The sequence below is a fragment of the Stenotrophomonas sp. CASM110 genome (genome assembly GCF_049384345.1).
Classification (GTDB): Bacteria; Pseudomonadota; Gammaproteobacteria; order Xanthomonadales; family Xanthomonadaceae; genus Stenotrophomonas; species Stenotrophomonas muris.
Genome location: NZ_JBMRGI010000007.1, coordinates 1 through 19,455, shown reverse-complemented (window position 1 = coordinate 19,455; position 19,455 = coordinate 1). Strand labels below are relative to the sequence as shown.

Here is a 19,455-nt window from a genome sequence, read left to right as displayed (position 1 = left end):
AGCCACAAAGGTATCGCCATGAACAAGTCCACCCGCGTTCTGCTTGTTTCCCTGCTGTCTGTGGCCGTCCTGGCCGGTTGCTCGAAGAAGGTGAAGGAAGAGCCGGCAACCCCGGTTGACACCGGCACCTCCACCACCACCCCGACCGGTCCGTCGACCTCCGGCCTGTACGGCCCGGGCGACCTGGACACCGACGCTTGCCTGCGCCAGCGCGTTGTCTACTTCGACCTGGACAAGGAAGACGTGAAGCCGGAATTCCAGGCCATCATGGCTTGCCACGCCAAGTACCTGCGTGACCGTCCGTCCTCGCGCATCACCCTGCAGGGCCACACCGACGAACGCGGTTCGCGCGCGTACAACCAGGCTCTGGGTGAGCGTCGTGGCAACGGCGTCAACTCGGCCCTGCAGGCCAACGGTGGCTCGGCTTCGCAGCTGACCGTCGTGTCCTACGGTGAAGAGCGTCCGGTCTGCACCGAGTCGAACGAGTCCTGCTGGTCGCAGAACCGTCGCGTCGAAATCGTCTACACCGCGCAGTAATCCATGCGCATTGGCATCAAACTGATGCTGGTCGTTGCGGCAGCCCTCGTGGCTGCCGCACCGGCGCATGCACAGCGACAGAGCCTGGCCGACCGTGTCGGCGCGCTCGAGCAGCAGATGTACAACAACAGCGCCAACCAGGACCTGTTGAACCAGATCAATCAGCTGCGGCAGCAGGTCACCAGCCTGCAGGCCTCGATCGAGCAGTTGCAGCACGACAACGCCCAGCTCAAGCAGTCCGCCCAGGACCAGTACCTGGATCTGGACAGCCGCCTGAACCGGTTGGAAGGGGGCAATGCCGCCCCGGCCCTGCCGCCCGTTCCGGCGAGCGCGCCGAAGGCCGCACCGGCCCCGGCAAAACCCGCAGCGGCGGCCACTTCCGAGCGGCCGCCTTCCGTCCACGGTGATGCCGGCAGTCTTGCCGCCACCGGCGACGAGCGCACCTCCTACAACGTCGCCTTCGATTCGCTGAAGGCCGGCAAGTACGATGATTCGGCGCAGTTGTTCCTGAGCTTCCTGCAGCTGTACCCGAACGGCGTCTACGCGCCGAACGCGCTGTACTGGCTGGGCGAGAGCTACTACGCCACCCGCAACTTCCCGATGGCCGAGACCCAGTTCCGCGAACTGCTCTCGCGCTATCCGACCCACGACAAGGCCGCCGGCGGCCTGCTCAAGGTCGGCCTCTCGCAGTATGGCGAGGGCAAGGTCGACCAGGCCCAGCAGACGCTGGAGGCCGTCGTGGCGCAGTACCCCGGCTCGGACGCCGCGCGCACCGCGCAGGACCGTCTGCAGTCCATCCGCCTCGGCAAGCAGATCCGCTGACCCGGCGTACAATAGGTGCCCTGTAGAGCCGAGCCCACGCTCGGCTGCTTTCGTTTCCGGTTCGGCAAACCCGCCCGGATCCGGCAGCGCCGGGCCCTGTCTGCCCGGTTGTTTTCGTAGAGCCGAGCCATGCTCGGCTGCGTTCGTTACCGGCCACGGTAGCCCACCCGCCACGTGTCCCACCAAGAAGTACCCGCCATGACCGCCGTTACTCCGTCCAGCGCCGCCGCCACGCCCAGTGAGATCGTGCAGTCGCCCCTGCCACGCCTGAAGATCACCGAGATCTTCACCTCGCTGCAGGGCGAAGCCGATACCGCCGGCTGGCCAACCGTGTTCGTGCGCCTGACCGGCTGCCCGCTGCGTTGCCAGTACTGCGACACCGCCTATGCCTTCCACGGCGGCACCTGGTGGGATATCGACGACATCGTGGCCGAGGTGCTGGCCCAGGGCGTGCGCCACGTCTGCGTGACCGGTGGCGAGCCGTTGGCGCAGAAGCGCTGCCTGGTGCTGTTGGAAAAGCTGTGCGATGCCGGCATGGACGTCTCGCTGGAAACTTCCGGTGCGCTGGACGTCAGCGCGGTGGACCCGCGGGTGTCGCGCGTCGTCGACATCAAGACGCCGGGTTCGGCCGAAGCCGCCCGCAACCGCCTGGAAAACCTGCCGCTGCTGACCGCCCGCGACCAGATCAAGTTCGTCATCTGCAACCGCGAGGATTACGACTGGGCCAAGGCGATGGTCGCCGGGCACGGCCTGGTGCAGCGCTGCACCGTGTTCTTCTCGCCCAGCAAGGGCGAGATCACCGCGCGGCAGCTGGCCGACTGGATTGTCGAAGACCGGCTGCCGGTGCGCTTCCAGATGCAGTTGCATAAAATCCTGTGGAACGACGAGCCGGGCCGATGAGCCGGCGCAGCGTTCCCTGATGTAACTCCGGCGCGGGACAGCGTGCTGGCTTTCCCCTCCCAACCGGATGTTTTTCCCATGAAGAAGGCAGTCGTGCTTCTCTCCGGCGGCATGGATTCAGCCGCCGTCATCGCCATGGCCCAGGAACAGGGCTTCGCCGTGCATGCCCTGAGCGTGCGCTATGGCCAGCGCCATACCTCCGAACTGGACGCTGCCGCCCGCGTGGCCAAGGCCCAGGGCGTGGTCGCGCACAAGACCGTGGATGTGGACCTGCGCAGCATCGGCGGCTCGGCACTGACCGACGACATCGACGTGCCGGAGGCCGGCGGTGCCGGCATTCCGGTCACCTATGTGCCGGCGCGCAACACCATCATGCTGTCGCTGGCCCTGGGCTGGGCCGAAGTGCTTGGCGCCAACGACATCTTCTGCGGCGTCAACGCCGTGGATTACTCCGGCTACCCGGACTGCCGCCCCGAGTTCGTGGCGGCGTTCCAGGCGCTGGCCAACCTGGCCACCAAGTCGGGCGTGGAAGGTGCGGGCATCAAGGTGCACGCACCGCTGCAGTTCCTCAGCAAGGGCCAGATCGTCAGCGAAGGCGTGCGCCTGGGCGTGGACTTCGGCCTGACCGTGTCCTGCTACAACGCCGACGCTCACGGCGCCGCCTGCGGTCATTGCGATGCCTGCCGCCTGCGCGCGCAGGGCTTTGCCGAGGCCGGCGTGCCCGACCCCACGCTGTACGCCTGACCGCGTATGGTAGAGCCGGCCGCTGGCCGGCTTCACTGCAGGTGCGAACCGCCCCTTCTTGGTGGGTGCAAGCCGCCCCCTCTCGGTGGGTGCGCCCGCCCCCCTCTCGGTGGGTGCGAACCGTTGGTTCGCACTCCTTGACCTACCGGGCCTGCAACCATCCCGATGCCTCGATGAAGCCGCGCACCGCGTCCGGATCGGCGTAGTCCAGTTCGATCATCCGCGCGATGGCGGGCCCCTCGTCGGTCTGTTGGCGCATGTACTCCTGCGCGATGCGGTATCCGGCGTAGTAGCCCAGATCACTCACCCCGAACGGATTGCGCGCGCTGTTGTACAGCCAGTTGTCCAGGCTGTCACCGTGCATCTCGGCAAGGAAGCGCGTGCGGATTTGTGCCTCGTGCGCGGGCCCATAGGCGTACAGCGGCAGTGCCGGACGGCGACCGCTGATGCGCTCTGCCACGTATTCGGCCACGCCTTCGCGTACTGCGTACTGGGCCAGGCTGCCGGTGGTCTCGCGCTGCTGGGTATGCACGTACTCGTGCAGGTTGTTCTGCGCGTTGTTCGCACCGGGGCGGCTGTCGTAGAAGATCCGCAGGCGGCCGCGCATCGGCTCGGGCAGCTCGCTTACGTCCACGCGCTCATCGCCCAGCGCCATCTCCGCCCCGATCAACACCTTGTCGCCCAACGTGGTGCCGCCGGTACGCAGCACGCCCATCGCGTAGGTGATGGTGGCCGGACGCAGTGCAGGGTAGAGCGCGCGGAACGCGTCCAGGTCCCGGTCCAGCGTGGCGCTGGCCTGCTGCGCGTTCGCAGTCAACGGCCGTACCGAAGTCCAGAAGCGTGGCCATGACTGCATGGCCTCGGCGTATTCGCGGGCCGTGTAGTTGCGGACCTGCATCAGTGCATGCAGTCCGGGGCTGCCGGGATCGATGTAGCGTTGCTGGACCAGCACCACGCGGCGTTCGGCATCAGGCTCGGCGCGCACCGCGTCATAGGTGGCCCAGAAGCGGGCGATGTCGTCAGTGACGACCTGGGACGGCGAGGCCACTGCTGTGCAGGGCAACAGCAGGATGGCGATCAGATAGCTGGAAAAGCGCATCCGTGGCTCCGGGTGGTGAACATGGATGGGATGCGTGGAAGGCCCGGAAGGTTTAAGCGGGCTGACCCGACCGGGTAGTGCCGGCCGCTGGCCGGGACACGCAACACCCCTGTACTTCGCGCGACCCGGCAAAGTAGGGTAGAATGCGGACCCCGCCGAAAGGCCGGGCGATGCATCGGGCCGTTAGCTCAGTCGGTAGAGCAGAAGACTTTTAATCTTTTGGTCGAAGGTTCGAATCCTTCACGGCCCACCAATTGCACCAATGACTTAGGCGCCCTTGCGGCCCCTTTTTCATATTTCCGGAAAAATTAAGTGGTTCCACGCTCGAGCACGTGCGGCTTATGAGGCGGTTGAACCACCGGCGCATCTCTTCGGTGACGTGACCACATGCGGTCTTGTGGGCCTTCGGTGACGCCCCGATGTTGTAGCCCACACAAGGCCAAACGCTTGGCGTCGGATGTGACCGACGCGAATACCTCGGTGATGACGTGCTGGAGCATCCCCCCAGTGGGTGAAGCTACCTGCCTGCGCCGCTGCTGGCCTACATCTTCATTTCCCGTCTGAAGAATCAAAATTCTGCCGACATTGGCGGAATTCCTCCGCATGAGCCACTACCCATGTCCACATGGGAATCATCAGTACAAGAAGGTCCTTGCCCAGCGCTGTGATGCTGTACTCCACATGTGGCGGTACTTCGCGGAAATCCTGCCGGCTGATCAACCCGTCACGTTCCAATTGCCGGAGGGTGCGCGTAAGCATGCGCTGGGTGATCCCCTTCATCCGTCGAGCGACCTCGGCGTGACGCAGCGTTCCATACACGCCAAGCGCATGGATGATACCCAGGGACCAGCGGCTACCAGCGTGCGCTAGAACCTCCCGGCGCAGTCCATCTTCGTCCTCGCTCATCCCGTCGCATATGGCTTGAGAGTGCCTTAGGAGTTCTTCCGGACTCATGAATGGTGCGGTCGGTATCATCGATGTGCCTTCTTACGTATGGGCCATTAGGTGAGCAGAATCGCCGCCATCGTACACACACAAGGCGATTTCCATGTCATCTCATATCAGCACTACCCCCTCTCGGTCGATCCTGGTGCTCGGCGCAGGCGAGCTTGGAATGCCTGTCATCCGGAACCTTGCACGTTTGGCCGTAAGTCATCCAGGCACACGGATCAGTGTGATGCTACGGGCGACGTCGATCGACTCAGAACTGCCGGAGAAGCAGCGGGTGGTCGATGAAATCCGCGCCTTGGGGGTGAATATCGTTGCTGGCGATCTGGTAACTGAATCAGTAGAAGCGTTGGCGGCCACCTTCGCGCAGTTCGACACAGTGATTGGATGCACCGGCTATGCCGCAGGCCGCGATACGCCAATGAAGGTCGCGCGTGCGGCGGTGAAATCTGGTATTCCCCGCTACTTCCCTTGGCAGTTCGGTGTCGATTTCGATGCCATTGGGCGCGGTGGCCCCCAGGATCTGTTCGACGCCCAGCTGGACGTGCGCGAGTATCTTCGTTCGCAGACTGCGATGGATTGGGTGATCATCTCCACTGGGATGTTCACCAGCTACCTCTTCGAGCCCGACTTCGGCGTGGTCGACCTGATTGGGCATAAAGTGAACGCCCTGGGCTCGGCGAGCAACGCTGTCACCTTGACCACGCCGGATGATATCGGCGCAATGACAGCGCGCATCGTGTTCCACACACCTGCGATCCGCAACGAGATCGTGTATCTGGCAGGTGACACCATCCACTACGGCGACCTTCCGGATATTCTGCAGAAGGCGTTCGGCGAACCTTTCGAGCTGACGATCTGGGGTGTACCCCAGCTCATGCAGGAACTGGCTAACGACCCGGGCAACATGATAAAGAAGTATCGCGCGGCCTTTGCCCAAGGGAGGGGCGTTGCGTGGGATGTGGAGCGAACCTTCAATGCGAAGGTCGGGGCCGAGCTGCAGGGCGTGCAGGCGTGGCTGGATTCCAACGTGCAGGGCTCCTGATTTGCCGCTGGATTGTGAGGAGGCGCCTACTGGGCGCCTTCTCATTGCCGTTCCCGACCGCACGCTCACGATGGTTGTACGTCGCGGCACACCAGTTCGCCAACGGCTCGGCAACCGACGTCAAACGGTGGAGTCTTGGTCGTGGATCCCGTGCATACCGCTTGAGACGCCGGAAAAATGGTCGAGTGAGCTTAGGACCTGCAATGGTTCCACGCTCGATGGGCGGAAAAATAGAGCGGCGCAACCGGTTGTTTTCAAAGGAAGCGCCAGCCTTCTTTTAATCTTTTGGTCGAAGGTTCGAATCCTTCACGGCCCACCATTGCATTGACGATCAAGGCGCCCAAGGGGCGCCTTTTTTGTTGCTTCCTTCAAAGCACTTCCGCAATGGGGGAAGCGCCGCTGCAACGATGCGGTGTTGCAGGTGCTATCGACTCCCCGGCGCCCGCTGGCAGCGGGTGCGGGGAAGCGGCGCTCCGCGCACCCGCTTCCGTCGCTGCTGCCCCCGCGTCGCTCACCTTAAAAATTACCTTTAAGGTAAAAATATTGGTAATTTCAGGTAATTGATCTCATCAGAACCGGCCGTTTCCGGCCGGCCAGGGACGCTGTCAGCCGTAATGCGCGCGCAACAGCCCGGCATCGTGGAAGGAAATGCCCTCGCGGATGCACTCCTCCGCGCGCTCCATGTCCTTGTGCAACTGGATCAGTGCGTCGTCGGCGAGCTGCTCGATGTTGACCACACCGCAACATGCCTGGTCGATCACATGCTGCATGGGTTCGCCCCAGCGTCGGCGTACGTTGCGGATCATGCGGCAATGCCACTCGCGCATGATCGCGTCCATGCGCCTCTCCCCGCGGACCCCATGTGCGTCTCCCGCCACCACCCGCAATGCCGGCGCCGGGGTGCGCTCGCCGCGCAGTTCCTGGGTCCTAGCGGCCAACCGCTGTGCGAGCTCCTCGAGTCGCGTGTGAGTCATCCTTTGCCTCCCTGATCCGTCTTGCCAGAAGCTTCGTCAGGTCGAGCACATTGTCCGGTGCAGAGGGCTGACCGAACTCGTCCACGACCATGAATGCGGTCTCCAGCAGCACGGGATCGTAGATCCATTCCGGTGGATCGCCGACCAGCTCCAGGTAGTGCGAAAGCACCTTGACCGCAGCGCTCATTTTCTCGAAATCCAGTCCCGTAGATTGAGACTGAAGCGACACGTCTCCGTCCTGATCGACGCGATCCAGCGTTCCATGTGGAAGCTGCATCACTGATTCAAGATCGCGCGCAAGCCGATGGCCGATGCTCTTCGGGTTGCTCTCGGAAATCCACTGGCTGACCTGGGGCTGGGCCCAGCGGGTGCCACCGTACAGGCGGGCCCACTCGGCCGGGCCGCCGGCGGCGGCCACGCGGAGGCGCATGTTGAGGGTGCGAGCGGTACTGGCGTCCATCTGTAGATGGTGCGCTGCATTACCAATCCAGCAAATGACCAAAACGGTATTGACTATCCATTACCGTGGCAGTAATGTGTGGCCCATGAACCTCATCGACTACGCCATCTCCCAAGGGGGCTACGGCACCCCCAGCTGTCCCGTCATGCGCCGCCTGGCCCACCAGACCGGCTGCGCGCTGCGGACCCTCTACATGATCGCCCGCGGCCACAAGCTGCCCGGCGCGCGCCTGTGCCGGCGCATCGAGCTGGCCACTGCGGGCGCCGTGCGCCGCGAATCCCTGCGCCCGGATGTGTTCGATCCGGCCCCGTCGGCCGTCAAAGGAGAAGCCACCCATGCAGCTTGATACGTTCGGTGAGTATGTCCGCAGCCGCCTGGAGCACTGGGGCGGCGAATATGCGCTGCATCGCGACTGCGAATACCTCGGCTTCCAGTCGCGCAACCTGCTGGCGGTGCTGATCGAGCATCGTGGTGACATGCCGGGGCGGGCCCAGGGCTACAAGCCTCTGGAAACCGATCAGCTGGCGCAGCAGATCGAAGACATCATCACGGCGGTCGCGCGTGACAACGTGGCGATGGCCTGTGCGCTGCGCGGCTACTACTGCGGGCGTGGCCGACGCAAGGTCGAACGATTCGAAACGGCGAATCTGCTGCTGGCCAACAGCGGGCAGCGGCCGGTATCCAACCGGCATTACCTCAACCTGGTCGAACTTGGCTTCCAGCGCGTACGTGGCTGGATGGAGGGCATCGCCCAGGCCGCATGAGCGGCGGAACCGATCTTCCGCCCGCCTCCCGACCGGAACAACCCTCGTGCCGAGCCGGCAGCGGGGCGGGCACCTCTTCGGGCCACGTCGATGCGACGCGGCCTGCATTCCCTCCAGGACCCATCATGAAAGAAGAAATCATCAGCACGGCCGGCGCGGCGGCCATCAAGTCGGCGCCGCCGGTTACCGTCGCCGGTGCGCTTGCAGCCGGCATCACCCTGGACCGCCTGGTCGTGGTCCTCACCATCATCTACCTGGCGGCGCAGATTGCCTATCTGGGCTGGCGCTGGCTGCGCGAATGGCGCCGCAGGGAGCGCGAATGAGCCGGCCCGGCAGTACATTGCCGGTACGCAGCCTGGTCGCCGCGCTTGCGCTGAGTGCTGCGGGCCTGATCGCCATCGTTGACCGCGAGGGATACACCGACGCCGCAGTGGTGCCCACGCGCAATGACCGGCCCACCTATGGCTTCGGCTCGACCGTTCGCGAGGATGGCACGCCGGTGAGGCTGGGCGACCGCACCACGCCAGTACGCGCGCTGCATGCCGTGCAGGCTCATCTGGCCAGGGAGGAAGGGGAGTTCCGCGCGTCGCTGCCCGGTGTGGCGCTCAGCCAGGGCGAGTACGACGTCTATGTCGATTTCCTCTACCAGTACGGCATCGGCAACTGGCGCGCGTCGTCGATGCGCCGGCATCTGCTGCAGGGTGAGTATCACCAGGCCTGCGATGCCTTGCTGCTGTGGAGGCGGGCAGGGGGCTACGACTGTTCAACCCGCATCGACGGCCGCCCCAACACCGTGTGCTGGGGAGTGTGGGAGCGCCAGCAGCAGCGCCATGCGCGTTGCCTGGCGGAGCAGTGACCCATGCCGCGCATGCTGGTGGTGATGGCGTCGCTGCTGCTGTGGTCGTTGCTGATGTTCATGACTGGCTGGCGTTGGCGCGGTGATCGCAGCGACCTCGCGATGGCGCGTGCCGATGCGGAGCAACACGCCGGCGCGGTGCAGTCCGAACGGCGGTTGCGCCGGGATCAGGAAGAACGGAGCGAGGCGATGGCCTCACTGGGGGAACAACATGAACAGGATCGTGAGCGCGCGGCCGAGGTGGATGCCGATGTGGTGGCTGCCCTGCGCGCTGGCACTCTCCGCCTGCGCGACGACCTCGCCGCCTGCCATACCGGCCGTCTGTCCGAAGCCGCCGCCCGCACCGGCGAACGTGATGCGGGCGCCCAGTTACGAGCAGAGGTTGCGGCAGCGCTTGTTCGAATCGGACGCGATGCCGACGACCAGCTCCGTGCCTGCCAGGCCGTGATCGAACTGGATCGCCGTTGAGGGCGCCGGCGCAGTTATGCTGGCCGTCCTCTCGAAAATGGAAGTTCGCATGCGCGTCGTCGCTCTCTCCGCCCTGATCCTGCTGGCCGCCGCAGGGCCGGGCCTCGCAGCTGTTCCCACCGTGCCGGCAGCACCGCCGGCATCGACCGCTGCGGCCGCACCACTGGTGATCGGCGAGACCTTCACCGTGCAGTCGAAGGCACTGGGCGAGACCCGCCGCATCAATGTCTATCGTCCGCAGCCCTGGGGCCTGGATCCGAAGGCGCCGCTGCCGGTGCTGTACATGGCCGATGGCGGCATCGGCGAGGATTTCCTGCATGTGGCAGGGCTGGTGCAGGTGCTGACCGGCAATGGCAGCATGCGTCCGTTCCTGCTGGTCGGCATCGAGAATACCGAGCGCCGCCGCGACATGACCGGCCCCAGCAGCGACCCGCAGGACCAGAAGATCGCGCCACGCATCGGTGGCTCGGCGGCCTACCGCAGCTTCCTGCGCGATGAACTGATGCCGCAGGTACGCCAGCGCTACCCGACCACAGACGAGCGTGCGCTGATCGGTGAGTCGCTGGCTGGCCTGTTCGTGGTCGAGACGCTGCTGCAGGAGCCGACGCTGTTCAACAGCTATATCGCGCTGGACCCCAGCCTGTGGTGGAACCGTGGTGCGATGCTGGCCGGAGCATCCCGGCAGCTGCCGGCGGTGACGCGTGCACAGCCGCACGTGTTCCTGGCCAGCAGCGGGCAACCGGAACTGGCCGCCTCCACGGCACGACTGGCCGCGCTGCTGCAGCAGGCCTCGCCGTCGCCGCTGGTGAAGTACCTGCCGCTGCCGGAGGAAACCCACGCGACCGTCTACCACCCGGCCGCATTGCAGGCGCTGCGCACACTGTTCCCGGCGCCGCCGCCGGCCTCGCCCTGACCGCGCGTGGCGCGGCGCCGCGCGACGTGTGAGGATGCGGTAGCGACGCCACCCGGGTGCGTCGCCCGCAACGGGAGAGTGTGGATGCAGCGTGTGCGTGGATGGAGTGTGGCGGCCTGCCTGGCCATGGGGGGCTGTGCGATGTCGGTGGCGCCACCGGCAACTCCGGATGAAGCGAAGGAAAGCGCGGCCACCGCCGCGCAGGGCGTGGTGCTGCCGGATACCGAGGCGCTGCGCGTGCACGACCCGGTGGGACGCGATTACCCGATCTGGGTGGCGTTGCCGGCCGACTACGCCGCACATCCGGAAAAGCACTATCCGGTGCTGTACGTGACCGATGCGCTGTACAGCTTCCCGCTGGTGCGCAGCGTGCGCAACCTGGTCGGGCAGAAGGGCGTCAACATCGAGGATTTCATCCTGGTCGGGCTGCCGCCGCAGGAAGGCCTGACCTCCAGGCAGAGCCGCTCGCGGGATTACACGCCGAGCGATCCGGCGCGCACCGATCCGCGTGACTACAGCGACGACGTCAGCTACGGCGGCGCCGCGCATTACCGCGACTTCCTCGCCGAGCGCGTACTGCCGCTGATCGATGCGCGCTACCGCACCGATCCGGCGCGGCGAGCCTATGCCGGTCATTCCTATGGCGGCCTGTTCGGCGCCTACGTGCTGACCACGCGCCCGGACATGTTCCGCAGCTACATCCTGTCCAGCCCGTCGCTGTGGTTCGACAACCATCGGGTGCCGCGCATGCTGGCCGAAGCCAAGGCGCCTGCGCAGCCGACCACGGTGGTGCTGTCGATCGGCAGCTTCGAAACGGTCAAGCCGGAGCCGCGCTATTTCACCCGCAACGACATGCTGCGCCACAACGCCGAGTTCGCCGAGCAGCTGCGCAGCAGCGGGCGATCATTGAAGGTGGAGAACATGGTGATCGACGGCGAGGACCATTTCACCGTCTACCCGGACATGATCACCCGCGCGCTGCTGAAGGTGTTCCCGGGTACCGGGCCGTACAGCAGCGGTTGATGAGTGCCTCAGGCCGCCTGTGCGTCCGGCCCGGTCAATACGCCCGCATCGGCGTGCCGGAAGCACAGCCGGATGGCGTCGAGCAGCTCGCTCATGTTGTAGGGTTTGGGCAGGAAATGGATGCCGTCGCGCAGCTGCGGCAGCACCTGGTGCTGGTCCATGCCCGACGTCACCAGGATCGGCAGCTGGGGATACAGGCTGCGGACCCGGTTGGCGGCTTCAATGCCACTGATCGCACCCAGATTGACGTCGGTGAACAGCAGGTCGAAACGCTCACCGGCCGCCAGCAGGCCCAGCGCCGCTTCGGCAGAGCTCACGCCCACTACGTGGCAGGCCTGGCTTTCCAGCGCCAGTCGGCTCAGCTCGCGGGTTTCCTCGGCGTCCTCGATGAGCAGGACGCGGGGTTCAACGTGGCGCTTGGACAGCAACATGACGCGACAACTCCGGACAGCAACGGTGAAAAGGCGCGCAAGTATGCGCAAGCCGGTAGTGATCCCGACGTGCACGGCAAGCTAAGCGGGCGTTACAGGCCTCTCTGGCGCCTGAGCCGCACGTGCCAGGCCAGCACCACCACTGCGAGCAGGGCGGTGCCGATGCGCAGGCCGGTGGCCTGCCAACCCAATGCGATGGCGTCATCGAGGCTGAACACATTCCAGGCAAGGTTCATCGAAACATGCAGGACCAGGCCGCACCACAGGGTGTCGCCGTCGAGGTGGTCGAGCCAGGCGAAGATGAAGCCGCCCAGCGCGATCACCGCGCCAATGAACAGTGCGATGCCGCCGCCGTCGAACCCGCCGAAGCCGAGCCAGTGCACCATGCCGAACAGCAGTGCCTGCGGCAGCGCGAGCAACGGCCACGGACCGCGCACGATCTTCACCAGCAGCACGAAGCCGAGGCCACGGAACAGCACTTCCTCGGCCAGCGGGAACAGCGCGGCCAGCATCGTGGCATCCAGCGCAGTCAGTGCCGTGTTCGGAGTTCCGAGCAGCGCCAGTCCCAGCCAGCAGGGCAGGCTGGCCAGCAGCACCCACAACGGGCCGCCCCAGCCGTTTCCGCGCAGTCCCAAGCTGGCCATCAGGCCCATGTCACGGGGCCGCAGCAGCGCGGCCAGCAGCAGTGCCACCAGTACCGCCAGCGCGTTGTCCAACAGGCTACCGCCATAGGGGATGGGCAGTGCGGGAACCGGTGTGCCGATGGCCGCGGCGATATCCCGCAGGTTCAGGCCAAGGCCGACACCCAGCAGCACCAGCAACAGGCGCGCGGTGGTGGGCAGGCGGGACAACACGGTCATGTACGCATTCCCTGCGGAACAAGGGCGCAGTGTGCCGCGCGGTACGCATGTGGGCACGCGCCGGAAGTCCCTGTGCCATCGGTCACGCGTTGCCGCACAGTCATCGCGGTGCAGGTACAGTCGAAACCAGACCGACAGGAGCAATACCGATGCTGTGCCCCGTGTGCAAGACCCAGACGCTGCAGATGGCCGAACGCCACGGCATCGAGATCGATTACTGCCCAAGTTGCCGCGGCGTGTGGCTGGATCGTGGTGAGCTGGACAAGATCATCGAGCGCGCAGGCGCCGGTGCGGCCGTACCGCCGGCAGCGCCCGTGCTGGCTCAGCCGGCGTCGCCGCCACCGGTGATGCACCGTGATACCCGCCACCTCGGCCAGCGCTACGAGGACAACCGGGGCCAGGGCTACAAGAAAAAGAAGAAGGACAGCTTCCTGTCGGAACTGTTCGATTTCTAGTTTGTAGCGTCGAGCCATGCTCGACTGGATATTGCGGCCCCTGGCCAAGCATGGCTCGACGCTACATGGGCTGCATGATCACGGCCGCCGCAGGATGAACTCGCGGTCGTGGGTATCACCGACGATGAAGTCGTACTCGCCGACCTTGCTGCAGCCATAGCGCGCGTAGAAGCGCTGCGCGCCGAAGTTTTCTTCCCATACGCCCACCCACAGGGTGCGGCGCCGCGGCTGGTCCAGCCAGGCCATGAACGCGTCCATCAGGCGTGCACCATGGCCGCCGTTCTGGTGTGCGGCCAGGATGTAGAACCGCTTCAGTTCGATGTCGCCCTCGCGTGCATCGGCATGCGGCAGGGTGTTGGCACCGGCGGCCAGGTAGCCGACCACGGCGTCGCCGTCCATCAGCAGCCAGATGGCACTGCGTGGGTCGGACAGTTCAGTGCGCTGCGGTTCGCTGCTGTAGTGCGCCTGCAGGAAATCATGCAGCTCCTGCGCGGGGTACGAGTCGCCCCAGGTTTCGGTGTAGGTGGTGATGGCGATCGCCGACAGGGCGTCGACATCGGCAAGGGTGGCGCGGCGGATCTGCAACGACATGGCGGTGCCTGCACTGGAACGTGGCGCAGTGTAGCCGGCCCCGGCGGCTGCCGGGGCTGGCCATTGCGCACGAGCCGCTGCTCAGAACCACATGCGCACGCCGGCCACCCAGCGTGTGTCGCGCGCGTGGTCGCCGGCGTAGTCGGCGGTGTCGCCAAACGTGCGCTCGTGGCTGATGCCGATGTATGGCGCAAAGCGGCGGCTGAACTCATAGCGCAGGCGCAGCCCGGCTTCGACCTTGTTCAGTCCGCGACCAATGCCGTACTCCGGTTCATCCCTGGCAGCGACGGTGGCTTCCAGCAGCGGCTGCAGGATCAGGCGGTTGGTCAGCAGCACGTCGTACTCGACCTCGGCCTTGGCCAGCACCTGGCCGCCGGAACCCATATACAGCGTGGCCGAGCTCTCGAACTTGTACGGTGCCAGCCCCTGGATGCCGATGGCCGCCCACGTGCGCGAGTCGGCCGGGCGGAAGTCCTGGCGCACGCCGACCAGCACGTCCCACCACGGCGACACGCTGCGGCCATACAGTGCTTCCAGCGACGATGACTCGGTGCGGCCGCGGCGGCGTTCGCCATCGGTGCGCAGCCACAGGCGGTTGATGTTGCCACCGATCCAGCCGGTGGCCTCCCAGGCCTGGCCGTTGCTGCTCTTGCCGTCCCAATGTTCGAGGCGGTCGATCAGCAGCAGGCTGTTGATCTCCGGCGCATGCTCCATCGCGCCGTGCGCGATCGGTGGGAATGCAGCGGCACGATCGGCATCGGACGGCACCGGGATGGGGTCGCGCGGTTCGGTGGGCGCGGGCGTGGCATGGCCCATTGCCCCGTGGTCCATCTGCGAATGGTCCATCGCCGCCGGTTGCATCGCGCCATGGTCCATCTTCGAGTGATCCATGCCGGCATGATCTGTGGCGCCCGAATCCATCTTCGAATGATCCATCTTCGAATGATCGGCCTGTTCGACCGGCGCGTTGGCGGTCTTTGCGGGCGGATCCATCGCGGCCATGTCATGCCCGGCGTGCGACTGCGCGAACACCGGCAATGCGGCGGCCAGGCCCAGGGCCAGCAGGCTGGGGGAAAGCAGTGAGCGGCTCATTCTTCGATCCTCACTTCGCGCATCATGCCCGCTTCCATGTGGTACAGCAGATGGCAGTGGTAGGCCCAGCGGCCGAGCGCATCGGCGCGCACGCGGTAGCTGCGGCGGGTGCCGGGCGGCATGTCGATGGTGTGCTTGCGCACCTGGAATTCCTCCTGCGCGTTCTCCAGATCGCTCCACACGCCATGCAGGTGGATCGGGTGCTGCATCATGGTGTCGTTGACCAGCACGATGCGCATGCGCTCGCCGTAGTTCAGCCGCAGCGGTTCGGCGCTGGCGAACGGAATGCCATCGAACGACCAGGAGAATTTCTCCATGTGCCCGGTCAGGTGCAGTTCGATCTCACGGCTGGGCTCGCGGCCATCGGGGTCCTCAAACAGGCTGCGCATCGCGCCATAGGTCAGCACCTGGCGGCCGTTGTCGCGCAGGCCGATGCCGGGGTCGTCCAGCTTCGGTTCGGTGGCCGAGCTCTGCATGTCCACCAGCGGGTTGTTGCGCTCGCTGGCCGGGTGCTTCGGCGCCTTGCTGGCGGTATCGCCACCGGCAGGCGCGCCGTGGCCCATGCTGGCGCCGCAGCCGCCCTCCATGCCCTTCATCGCGGCCATGTCGTGGCCGCCGTGGCCACCACTGCCCATGTCGTGGCCCATGTCGCTCATCGTCAGCAACGGGCGTGGGTCGCGCTCGGGAATCGGCGCCTGCAGGCCATGGCGCACCGCCAGCGTGCCGGCGGCGAAGCCGGTGCGGCCCATGTCCTGGCAGAAGATGGTAAACGCGTCCTGGCCGGTGGGCTCGACCAGTACATCGTAGGTTTCGGCGGGAGCGATGCGGAACTCATCGATGCTGACCGGATGGATGTACTGGCCATCGGCGGCGACCACGGTCATCTTCAGGCCGGGAATGCGCACATCGAAGTAGGTCATCGAGGCGCCATTGATGAAACGCAGCAGCACCTTCTCGCCGCTGCGGAACAGCCCTGTCCAGTTGCCGGCCGGGGCGGTGCCGTTCATCAGGTAGGTGTAGGTGTGGGCGTTGATGTCGGAGATGTCGGTCGGCGTCATCCGCATCCGCCCCCACATGCCACGGTCGGACAGCGCGGCTGACCAGCCCCCGCGCTTCACGTCACGCAGGAAGTCGGGCAGGGTGCGCTTGTAGTAGTTGTCATGCTCGGCGAGCTTCTTCATGCGCCGGAACAGCGCACCCGGATCCATGTCGGTCCAGTCGGACAGCATGATCACGTGCTCGCGGTCGTGCCGGTACGGCGCCGGTTCGGCCGGATCGATGATCAGCGCGCCGTACAGGCCGGCCTGCTCCTGGAACATCGAGTGGCTGTGGTACCAGTAGGTACCCGACTGCTTCAGCTGGAAGTGGTAGTGGTAGGTCTCGCCGGGGCCGATGCCGTTGAAGCTCAGGCCGGGCACGCCGTCCATGTTGGCCGACAGCAGGATGCCGTGCCAGTGGATCGAGGTCGGGTGGCGTTCCAGCGTGTTGCGGACGAACAGGTCCACGGTCTGGCCTTCGCGCCAGCGCAGGATCGGCGCCGGCAGCGATCCATTGACGGTGATCGCCGGGCGGGTGCGGCCGGTGAAGTTGGCCAGTGATTCGCCGATGGCCAGTTCGATGCGGGTGTCGCTGAGCACGGCTGGGGCGCCGGCCAGGCGCGGGGTGGCCGTGGCGGCGGCGAGCGCGCGCTGTGGTACGCCGACGGCGGCGATGCCGGCAACCACGCCGCCGGCGGCCAGGCCCTGCACGAACAGGCGGCGCGACGGCATGGGCACGGCGCCCGGACCGGGGGGAATGCGGGTATTCATGGTGGTGACTCCAGACACGTAAAGACGCCGGCAGGTGGCCGGCTACGGTGCGCAGGGCGCACGGTGCATGTGGAATCAGCCGATGGGAGGGCGTGAGATCGGCGGCAGCGGCGGCGCCGGACGGCCGGTGGCCGGCATCGGCTGCGGGGCCAGCGACAGCGCCGGGCCGGCCATGAACGGCAACGGCTGCACCACCAGCAACGGGTGCTGGGCACAGCTGCGCACGCAGTCCTTGATCTGGCAGTGGGCGTCGTGGGCGGAGGCCTTGGCCTGCGGGGCCGGGTCGGCCTGCATGCCGGCGTGGTGGTGGCAGTCGGCGTCACCGCCAGCTGCGGCGGCCGCGACGGCGTGTGCCATCCGCCCCATTTCTTCATGACCGCTGGCCATGGCCGCGTTCAGCCCGTTGAGCAACAGGCTGAGCATGAGCACGACACGAAGCAGGGTCGAGGCCAGGGACATGGCGCTAATCTAGCCGCAAGCGGGCGCGGATGCACTTCCGGCTGAATGGCCGGTTCAAGGTTGGAGCTGCACCAAGGTGGAGCCGGGCCCGCGCTCGGCTGCTGTTCGCGCAGGGGCAGCCGAGCGTGGGCTCGGCTCGACCGGGGCGCCCGCGTGCCGTTGGGACCATGCCCGGCGGCCGCGCAGCGCGGCAACGCGATACCGTCAGCCCTCTTCGCGCACGATCTCGACCAGGCGCGGGCCGTAACGGCTCAGCTTGGTGCCGCCGATGCCGCCGACCCGTGCCAGTGCATCCAGGCTGGTCGGGCGCTGTTCGGCGATGTTGCGCAGGGTGCTGTCGTGGAAGATCACGAACGCCGGCACGTTCTGTTCGCGGGCCAGTTCGGCACGCAGGCCGCGCAGGGCGTTGAACAGCGCCAGATCCTGCGGCAGTACCGACAGCCCGGTACGCTGCGCACTGCGCTCGCGCCCGCTGGTGCTGCTGGCCGGGTCGCGGCGCATGCTGATCTGGCGGCGGCCGGTCAGTACGTCGCGGCTGGCGTCGGTCAGGCGCAGGCCGCCGTGGCCCTCGCTGTCCACTTCCAGCAGGCTGGCGGCGACCAGTTGGCGGAACACGCTGCGCCAGGTGCGCGCATCCAGATCGCGACCGATCGCATAGGTGCTGAGCTTGTCGTGGCCCTGCTGCTTCACCTTCTCGTTCTCGCTGCCACGCAGGATGTCGATCAGGTGGCCGACGCCGAAGCGCTGGCCGCTGCGGTAGACGCAGCTCAGCGCCTTCTGTGCCGGAATGGTCGCGTCCCACGAGGCCGGCGGTGTCAGGCAGTTGTCGCAGTTGCCGCAGGGCTGGGGGTAGGTCTCGCCGAAACCGGCCAGCAGCACCTGGCGGCGGCACTGCATGGATTCGCAGTAGCCCAGCAGATGGTCGAGCTTGGCCCGCTCCAGCTGCTTGCGCTCTTCGCCGGCCTCGGACTGCTCGATCATCTGCTTGAGCAGCACCACGTCGCCCAGGCCGTAGCACAGCCAGGCCTCGGCGGCCTCGCCATCGCGACCGGCGCGGCCGGTTTCCTGGTAGTAGCCTTCCATCGACTTGGGCAGGTCGGTATGCGCGACAAAGCGCACGTCCGGCTTGTCGATGCCCATGCCGAAGGCGATGGTGGCGCACATCACGATGCCGTCCTCGCGCAGGAAGCGGCGCTGGTTGTTCGCGCGCACGTCCGGCGGCAGGCCGGCGTGGTAGGGCAGGGCGTTGAAGCCCTGGCCGCAGAGGAATTCAGCGGTCTCCTCGACCTTGCGCCGCGACATGCAGTAGACGATGCCGGCCTCGCCACGGTGGCTGCGCAGGAAGTCGGTCAGCTGCTTGCGGGCGTTGTCCTTCTGCACCACGGTGTAGCGGATGTTGGGGCGGTCGAAGGAGCTGACGAAGTGGCGTGCTTCCTGCAGATCCAGGCGCTCGGCGATCTCGCGCTGGGTTGGCGGATCGGCGGTGGCGGTCAGCGCGATCCTCGGGATCTGCGGCCAGCGCTCGTGCAGCACGGTCAGCTGGCGGTATTCCGGGCGGAAGTCGTGGCCCCACTGCGACACGCAGTGTGCTTCGTCGATGGCGAACAGGGCGATCTGGCTGCGCGACAGCAGCGACAGGAAGCGACCGGTCAGCAGCCGCTCGGGAGCGACATAGAGCATGTCCAGCTCACCGGCGAGCAGTTCGCGCTCGACGCGGCCGGCAGTCTCGGCATCCAGGGTGGAATTCAGGTACTCGGCGCGCACGCCGAGCTGGCGCAGGGCTTCGACCTGGTCCTGCATCAGCGCGATCAGCGGCGAGATGACGATGCCGCAACCGTCACGCAGCAGGGCCGGGACCTGGTAGCACAGCGATTTGCCGCCGCCGGTGGGCATCAGCACCAGGGCATCGTGACCGGCAGCCACATGCTCCACGATGTCCTGCTGCGGACCACGGAAATCGTCGTAACCAAAGACGCGTTGGAGCAGGTCGTGCGCGGGACGGGAAGCCATCCGGTTAGTTTACCCCGGAGGGAGGGGTAGGGGTTCGGCAGGGCTGCGCCCTGCACCTCCTGCAAGCCAGTGCAACGTCAAAGGCAACAGCCGGCTCTGGGCTGTCTGCTTATTGGGCGGGGCGGTGTGGGCTTGCAGGACACGCCGTAAACCCGTCCTTGGGGGCTCGATGGCGCCATCCATGGCGCCATCGAGC

The 19,455-nt window shown here is 66.3% G+C and carries 24 protein-coding genes and 1 tRNA gene; 14 read left to right on the top strand and 11 right to left on the bottom strand.

Going from position 1 to position 19,455, the window contains the following annotated elements; translation table 11 throughout:
- Nucleotides 1–18 precede the first annotated feature (18 nt).
- The 4 genes from pal to queC all read left to right on the top strand — a co-directional run bounded on the left by pal (nt 19) and on the right by queC (nt 3,003).
- Nucleotides 19–537 carry a peptidoglycan-associated lipoprotein Pal gene (gene pal / locus VG561_RS07455; RefSeq protein ID WP_014648158.1) on the top strand — a complete coding sequence of 173 codons (519 nt, stop codon included), beginning with the start codon at nt 19–21 and terminating at the stop codon, nt 535–537.
- 3 nt (nt 538–540) lie between these two features.
- Nucleotides 541–1,359 (top strand): tol-pal system protein YbgF, encoded by an 819-nt coding sequence (gene ybgF / locus VG561_RS07450; RefSeq protein WP_049406165.1) that lies wholly within the window; start codon nt 541–543, stop codon nt 1,357–1,359.
- Between the two features lie 198 nt (nt 1,360–1,557).
- A complete protein-coding gene (gene queE, locus VG561_RS07445; protein ID WP_032958953.1) occupies nt 1,558–2,259 on the top strand; it encodes a 7-carboxy-7-deazaguanine synthase QueE in 702 nt (233 codons plus the stop codon).
- 78 nt (nt 2,260–2,337) lie between these two features.
- Nucleotides 2,338–3,003 carry a 7-cyano-7-deazaguanine synthase QueC gene (gene queC, locus VG561_RS07440; protein WP_032958954.1) on the top strand — a complete coding sequence of 222 codons (666 nt, stop codon included), beginning with the start codon at nt 2,338–2,340 and terminating at the stop codon, nt 3,001–3,003.
- A 142-nt stretch (nt 3,004–3,145) separates the two neighbouring features.
- Here queC and VG561_RS07435 read toward each other — a convergent pair whose 3' ends face one another.
- Nucleotides 3,146–4,102, bottom strand: a complete 957-nt coding sequence (locus VG561_RS07435) for a DUF2268 domain-containing protein (protein ID WP_262224795.1) — start codon at nt 4,100–4,102, stop codon at nt 3,146–3,148.
- Nucleotides 4,103–4,279: 177 nt separating this feature from the next.
- Between VG561_RS07435 and VG561_RS07430 the strand changes: the two genes are divergently transcribed.
- Nucleotides 4,280–4,355 (top strand) — tRNA-Lys (locus VG561_RS07430).
- A gap of 296 nt (nt 4,356–4,651) precedes the next feature.
- Here VG561_RS07430 and VG561_RS07425 read toward each other — a convergent pair.
- Nucleotides 4,652–5,008, bottom strand: a complete 357-nt coding sequence (locus VG561_RS07425; RefSeq protein ID WP_233614865.1) for a winged helix-turn-helix transcriptional regulator — start codon at nt 5,006–5,008, stop codon at nt 4,652–4,654.
- Nucleotides 5,009–5,150: 142 nt separating this feature from the next.
- Between VG561_RS07425 and VG561_RS07420 the strand changes: the two genes are divergently transcribed.
- Nucleotides 5,151–6,095, top strand: a complete 945-nt coding sequence (locus VG561_RS07420) for an aromatic alcohol reductase (RefSeq protein WP_142235263.1) — start codon at nt 5,151–5,153, stop codon at nt 6,093–6,095.
- 605 nt (nt 6,096–6,700) lie between these two features.
- Here the strand turns inward: VG561_RS07420 and VG561_RS07415 are convergent.
- Entirely contained in the window at nt 6,701–6,934 is a 234-nt protein-coding gene (locus VG561_RS07415; protein ID WP_032958956.1) for a hypothetical protein, read from the bottom strand.
- Between the two features lie 88 nt (nt 6,935–7,022).
- Entirely contained in the window at nt 7,023–7,529 is a 507-nt protein-coding gene (locus VG561_RS07410) for a hypothetical protein (protein WP_041863715.1), read from the bottom strand.
- Between the two features lie 85 nt (nt 7,530–7,614).
- On the opposite strand from VG561_RS07410, the gene VG561_RS07405 reads away from it, so the two are divergent.
- The 7 genes from VG561_RS07405 (at nt 7,615) to VG561_RS07375 (ending at nt 11,553) form a co-directional block, all read left to right on the top strand.
- On the top strand, nt 7,615–7,875 hold the full coding sequence (locus VG561_RS07405; protein ID WP_423179501.1) for a transcriptional regulator: 261 nt from the start codon (nt 7,615–7,617) through the stop codon (nt 7,873–7,875).
- On the top strand, nt 7,865–8,293 hold the full coding sequence (locus tag VG561_RS07400; protein ID WP_014038211.1) for a hypothetical protein: 429 nt from the start codon (nt 7,865–7,867) through the stop codon (nt 8,291–8,293). The genes VG561_RS07405 and VG561_RS07400 overlap by 11 nt, the downstream gene beginning before the upstream one ends.
- A gap of 125 nt (nt 8,294–8,418) precedes the next feature.
- Nucleotides 8,419–8,616, top strand: coding sequence for a hypothetical protein (locus VG561_RS07395; protein ID WP_014038210.1), 198 nt, complete (start codon nt 8,419–8,421; stop codon nt 8,614–8,616).
- Nucleotides 8,613–9,149, top strand: a complete 537-nt coding sequence (locus tag VG561_RS07390) for a glycoside hydrolase family protein (protein ID WP_134809198.1) — start codon at nt 8,613–8,615, stop codon at nt 9,147–9,149. The genes VG561_RS07395 and VG561_RS07390 overlap by 4 nt, the downstream gene beginning before the upstream one ends.
- A gap of 3 nt (nt 9,150–9,152) precedes the next feature.
- On the top strand, nt 9,153–9,617 hold the full coding sequence (locus tag VG561_RS07385; protein ID WP_262092991.1) for a lysis protein: 465 nt from the start codon (nt 9,153–9,155) through the stop codon (nt 9,615–9,617).
- A gap of 49 nt (nt 9,618–9,666) precedes the next feature.
- The gene (locus tag VG561_RS07380; protein ID WP_100450488.1) at nt 9,667–10,530 is read left to right on the top strand and encodes an alpha/beta hydrolase; all 864 of its coding nucleotides are present in this window, start codon (nt 9,667–9,669) and stop codon (nt 10,528–10,530) included.
- 84 nt (nt 10,531–10,614) lie between these two features.
- The gene (locus VG561_RS07375) at nt 10,615–11,553 is read left to right on the top strand and encodes an alpha/beta hydrolase (protein ID WP_046432083.1); all 939 of its coding nucleotides are present in this window, start codon (nt 10,615–10,617) and stop codon (nt 11,551–11,553) included.
- A gap of 8 nt (nt 11,554–11,561) precedes the next feature.
- On the opposite strand, the gene VG561_RS07370 is transcribed toward VG561_RS07375, so the two are convergent.
- Nucleotides 11,562–11,984: a response regulator gene (locus VG561_RS07370; RefSeq protein ID WP_111206110.1), complete on the bottom strand. Its 423-nt coding sequence runs from the start codon at nt 11,982–11,984 to the stop codon at nt 11,562–11,564.
- Between the two features lie 92 nt (nt 11,985–12,076).
- Nucleotides 12,077–12,844, bottom strand: a complete 768-nt coding sequence (locus VG561_RS07365) for a type II CAAX prenyl endopeptidase Rce1 family protein (RefSeq protein ID WP_111206109.1) — start codon at nt 12,842–12,844, stop codon at nt 12,077–12,079.
- A gap of 149 nt (nt 12,845–12,993) precedes the next feature.
- Between VG561_RS07365 and VG561_RS07360 the strand changes: the two genes are divergently transcribed.
- Nucleotides 12,994–13,299 carry a zf-TFIIB domain-containing protein gene (locus tag VG561_RS07360; RefSeq protein WP_111206108.1) on the top strand — a complete coding sequence of 102 codons (306 nt, stop codon included), beginning with the start codon at nt 12,994–12,996 and terminating at the stop codon, nt 13,297–13,299.
- A 78-nt stretch (nt 13,300–13,377) separates the two neighbouring features.
- Here VG561_RS07360 and VG561_RS07355 read toward each other — a convergent pair whose 3' ends face one another.
- The 5 genes from VG561_RS07355 to recQ form a co-directional block, all read right to left on the bottom strand.
- Entirely contained in the window at nt 13,378–13,890 is a 513-nt protein-coding gene (locus VG561_RS07355) for a GNAT family N-acetyltransferase (RefSeq protein ID WP_111206107.1), read from the bottom strand.
- 81 nt (nt 13,891–13,971) lie between these two features.
- Entirely contained in the window at nt 13,972–14,982 is a 1,011-nt protein-coding gene (locus tag VG561_RS07350; RefSeq protein WP_423179500.1) for a copper resistance protein B, read from the bottom strand.
- Nucleotides 14,979–16,790, bottom strand: coding sequence for a copper resistance system multicopper oxidase (locus VG561_RS07345; protein ID WP_262092994.1), 1,812 nt, complete (start codon nt 16,788–16,790; stop codon nt 14,979–14,981). The genes VG561_RS07350 and VG561_RS07345 overlap by 4 nt, the downstream gene beginning before the upstream one ends.
- 75 nt (nt 16,791–16,865) lie before the next feature.
- A complete protein-coding gene (locus VG561_RS07340; protein ID WP_049406146.1) occupies nt 16,866–17,249 on the bottom strand; it encodes a CopL family metal-binding regulatory protein in 384 nt (127 codons plus the stop codon).
- A gap of 204 nt (nt 17,250–17,453) precedes the next feature.
- Complete coding sequence (gene recQ / locus VG561_RS07335) at nt 17,454–19,259, bottom strand: DNA helicase RecQ (protein WP_032958973.1); 1,806 nt, start codon at nt 19,257–19,259, stop codon at nt 17,454–17,456.
- Nucleotides 19,260–19,455 lie beyond the last annotated feature (196 nt).

Coding starts and splice junctions, on each gene's coding strand:
- VG561_RS07395 (WP_014038210.1), top strand. CDS start 8,419: ATGAAAGAAGAAATCATCAGCACGGCCGGCGCGGCGGCCATCAAGTCG.
- queE (WP_032958953.1), top strand. CDS start 1,558: ATGACCGCCGTTACTCCGTCCAGCGCCGCCGCCACGCCCAGTGAGATC.
- VG561_RS07385 (WP_262092991.1), top strand. CDS start 9,153: ATGCCGCGCATGCTGGTGGTGATGGCGTCGCTGCTGCTGTGGTCGTTG.
- VG561_RS07420 (WP_142235263.1), top strand. CDS start 5,151: ATGTCATCTCATATCAGCACTACCCCCTCTCGGTCGATCCTGGTGCTC.
- ybgF (WP_049406165.1), top strand. CDS start 541: ATGCGCATTGGCATCAAACTGATGCTGGTCGTTGCGGCAGCCCTCGTG.
- VG561_RS07350 (WP_423179500.1), bottom strand. CDS start 14,982: ATGAGCCGCTCACTGCTTTCCCCCAGCCTGCTGGCCCTGGGCCTGGCC.
- VG561_RS07360 (WP_111206108.1), top strand. CDS start 12,994: ATGCTGTGCCCCGTGTGCAAGACCCAGACGCTGCAGATGGCCGAACGC.
- VG561_RS07380 (WP_100450488.1), top strand. CDS start 9,667: ATGCGCGTCGTCGCTCTCTCCGCCCTGATCCTGCTGGCCGCCGCAGGG.
- pal (WP_014648158.1), top strand. CDS start 19: ATGAACAAGTCCACCCGCGTTCTGCTTGTTTCCCTGCTGTCTGTGGCC.
- VG561_RS07400 (WP_014038211.1), top strand. CDS start 7,865: ATGCAGCTTGATACGTTCGGTGAGTATGTCCGCAGCCGCCTGGAGCAC.
- VG561_RS07340 (WP_049406146.1), bottom strand. CDS start 17,249: ATGTCCCTGGCCTCGACCCTGCTTCGTGTCGTGCTCATGCTCAGCCTG.
- VG561_RS07390 (WP_134809198.1), top strand. CDS start 8,613: ATGAGCCGGCCCGGCAGTACATTGCCGGTACGCAGCCTGGTCGCCGCG.
- recQ (WP_032958973.1), bottom strand. CDS start 19,259: ATGGCTTCCCGTCCCGCGCACGACCTGCTCCAACGCGTCTTTGGTTAC.
- VG561_RS07415 (WP_032958956.1), bottom strand. CDS start 6,934: ATGGACGCGATCATGCGCGAGTGGCATTGCCGCATGATCCGCAACGTA.
- VG561_RS07345 (WP_262092994.1), bottom strand. CDS start 16,790: ATGAATACCCGCATTCCCCCCGGTCCGGGCGCCGTGCCCATGCCGTCG.
- VG561_RS07365 (WP_111206109.1), bottom strand. CDS start 12,844: ATGACCGTGTTGTCCCGCCTGCCCACCACCGCGCGCCTGTTGCTGGTG.
- VG561_RS07435 (WP_262224795.1), bottom strand. CDS start 4,102: ATGCGCTTTTCCAGCTATCTGATCGCCATCCTGCTGTTGCCCTGCACA.
- VG561_RS07410 (WP_041863715.1), bottom strand. CDS start 7,529: ATGGACGCCAGTACCGCTCGCACCCTCAACATGCGCCTCCGCGTGGCC.
- VG561_RS07425 (WP_233614865.1), bottom strand. CDS start 5,008: ATGAGCGAGGACGAAGATGGACTGCGCCGGGAGGTTCTAGCGCACGCT.
- queC (WP_032958954.1), top strand. CDS start 2,338: ATGAAGAAGGCAGTCGTGCTTCTCTCCGGCGGCATGGATTCAGCCGCC.
- VG561_RS07370 (WP_111206110.1), bottom strand. CDS start 11,984: ATGTTGCTGTCCAAGCGCCACGTTGAACCCCGCGTCCTGCTCATCGAG.
- VG561_RS07375 (WP_046432083.1), top strand. CDS start 10,615: ATGCAGCGTGTGCGTGGATGGAGTGTGGCGGCCTGCCTGGCCATGGGG.
- VG561_RS07405 (WP_423179501.1), top strand. CDS start 7,615: ATGAACCTCATCGACTACGCCATCTCCCAAGGGGGCTACGGCACCCCC.
- VG561_RS07355 (WP_111206107.1), bottom strand. CDS start 13,890: ATGTCGTTGCAGATCCGCCGCGCCACCCTTGCCGATGTCGACGCCCTG.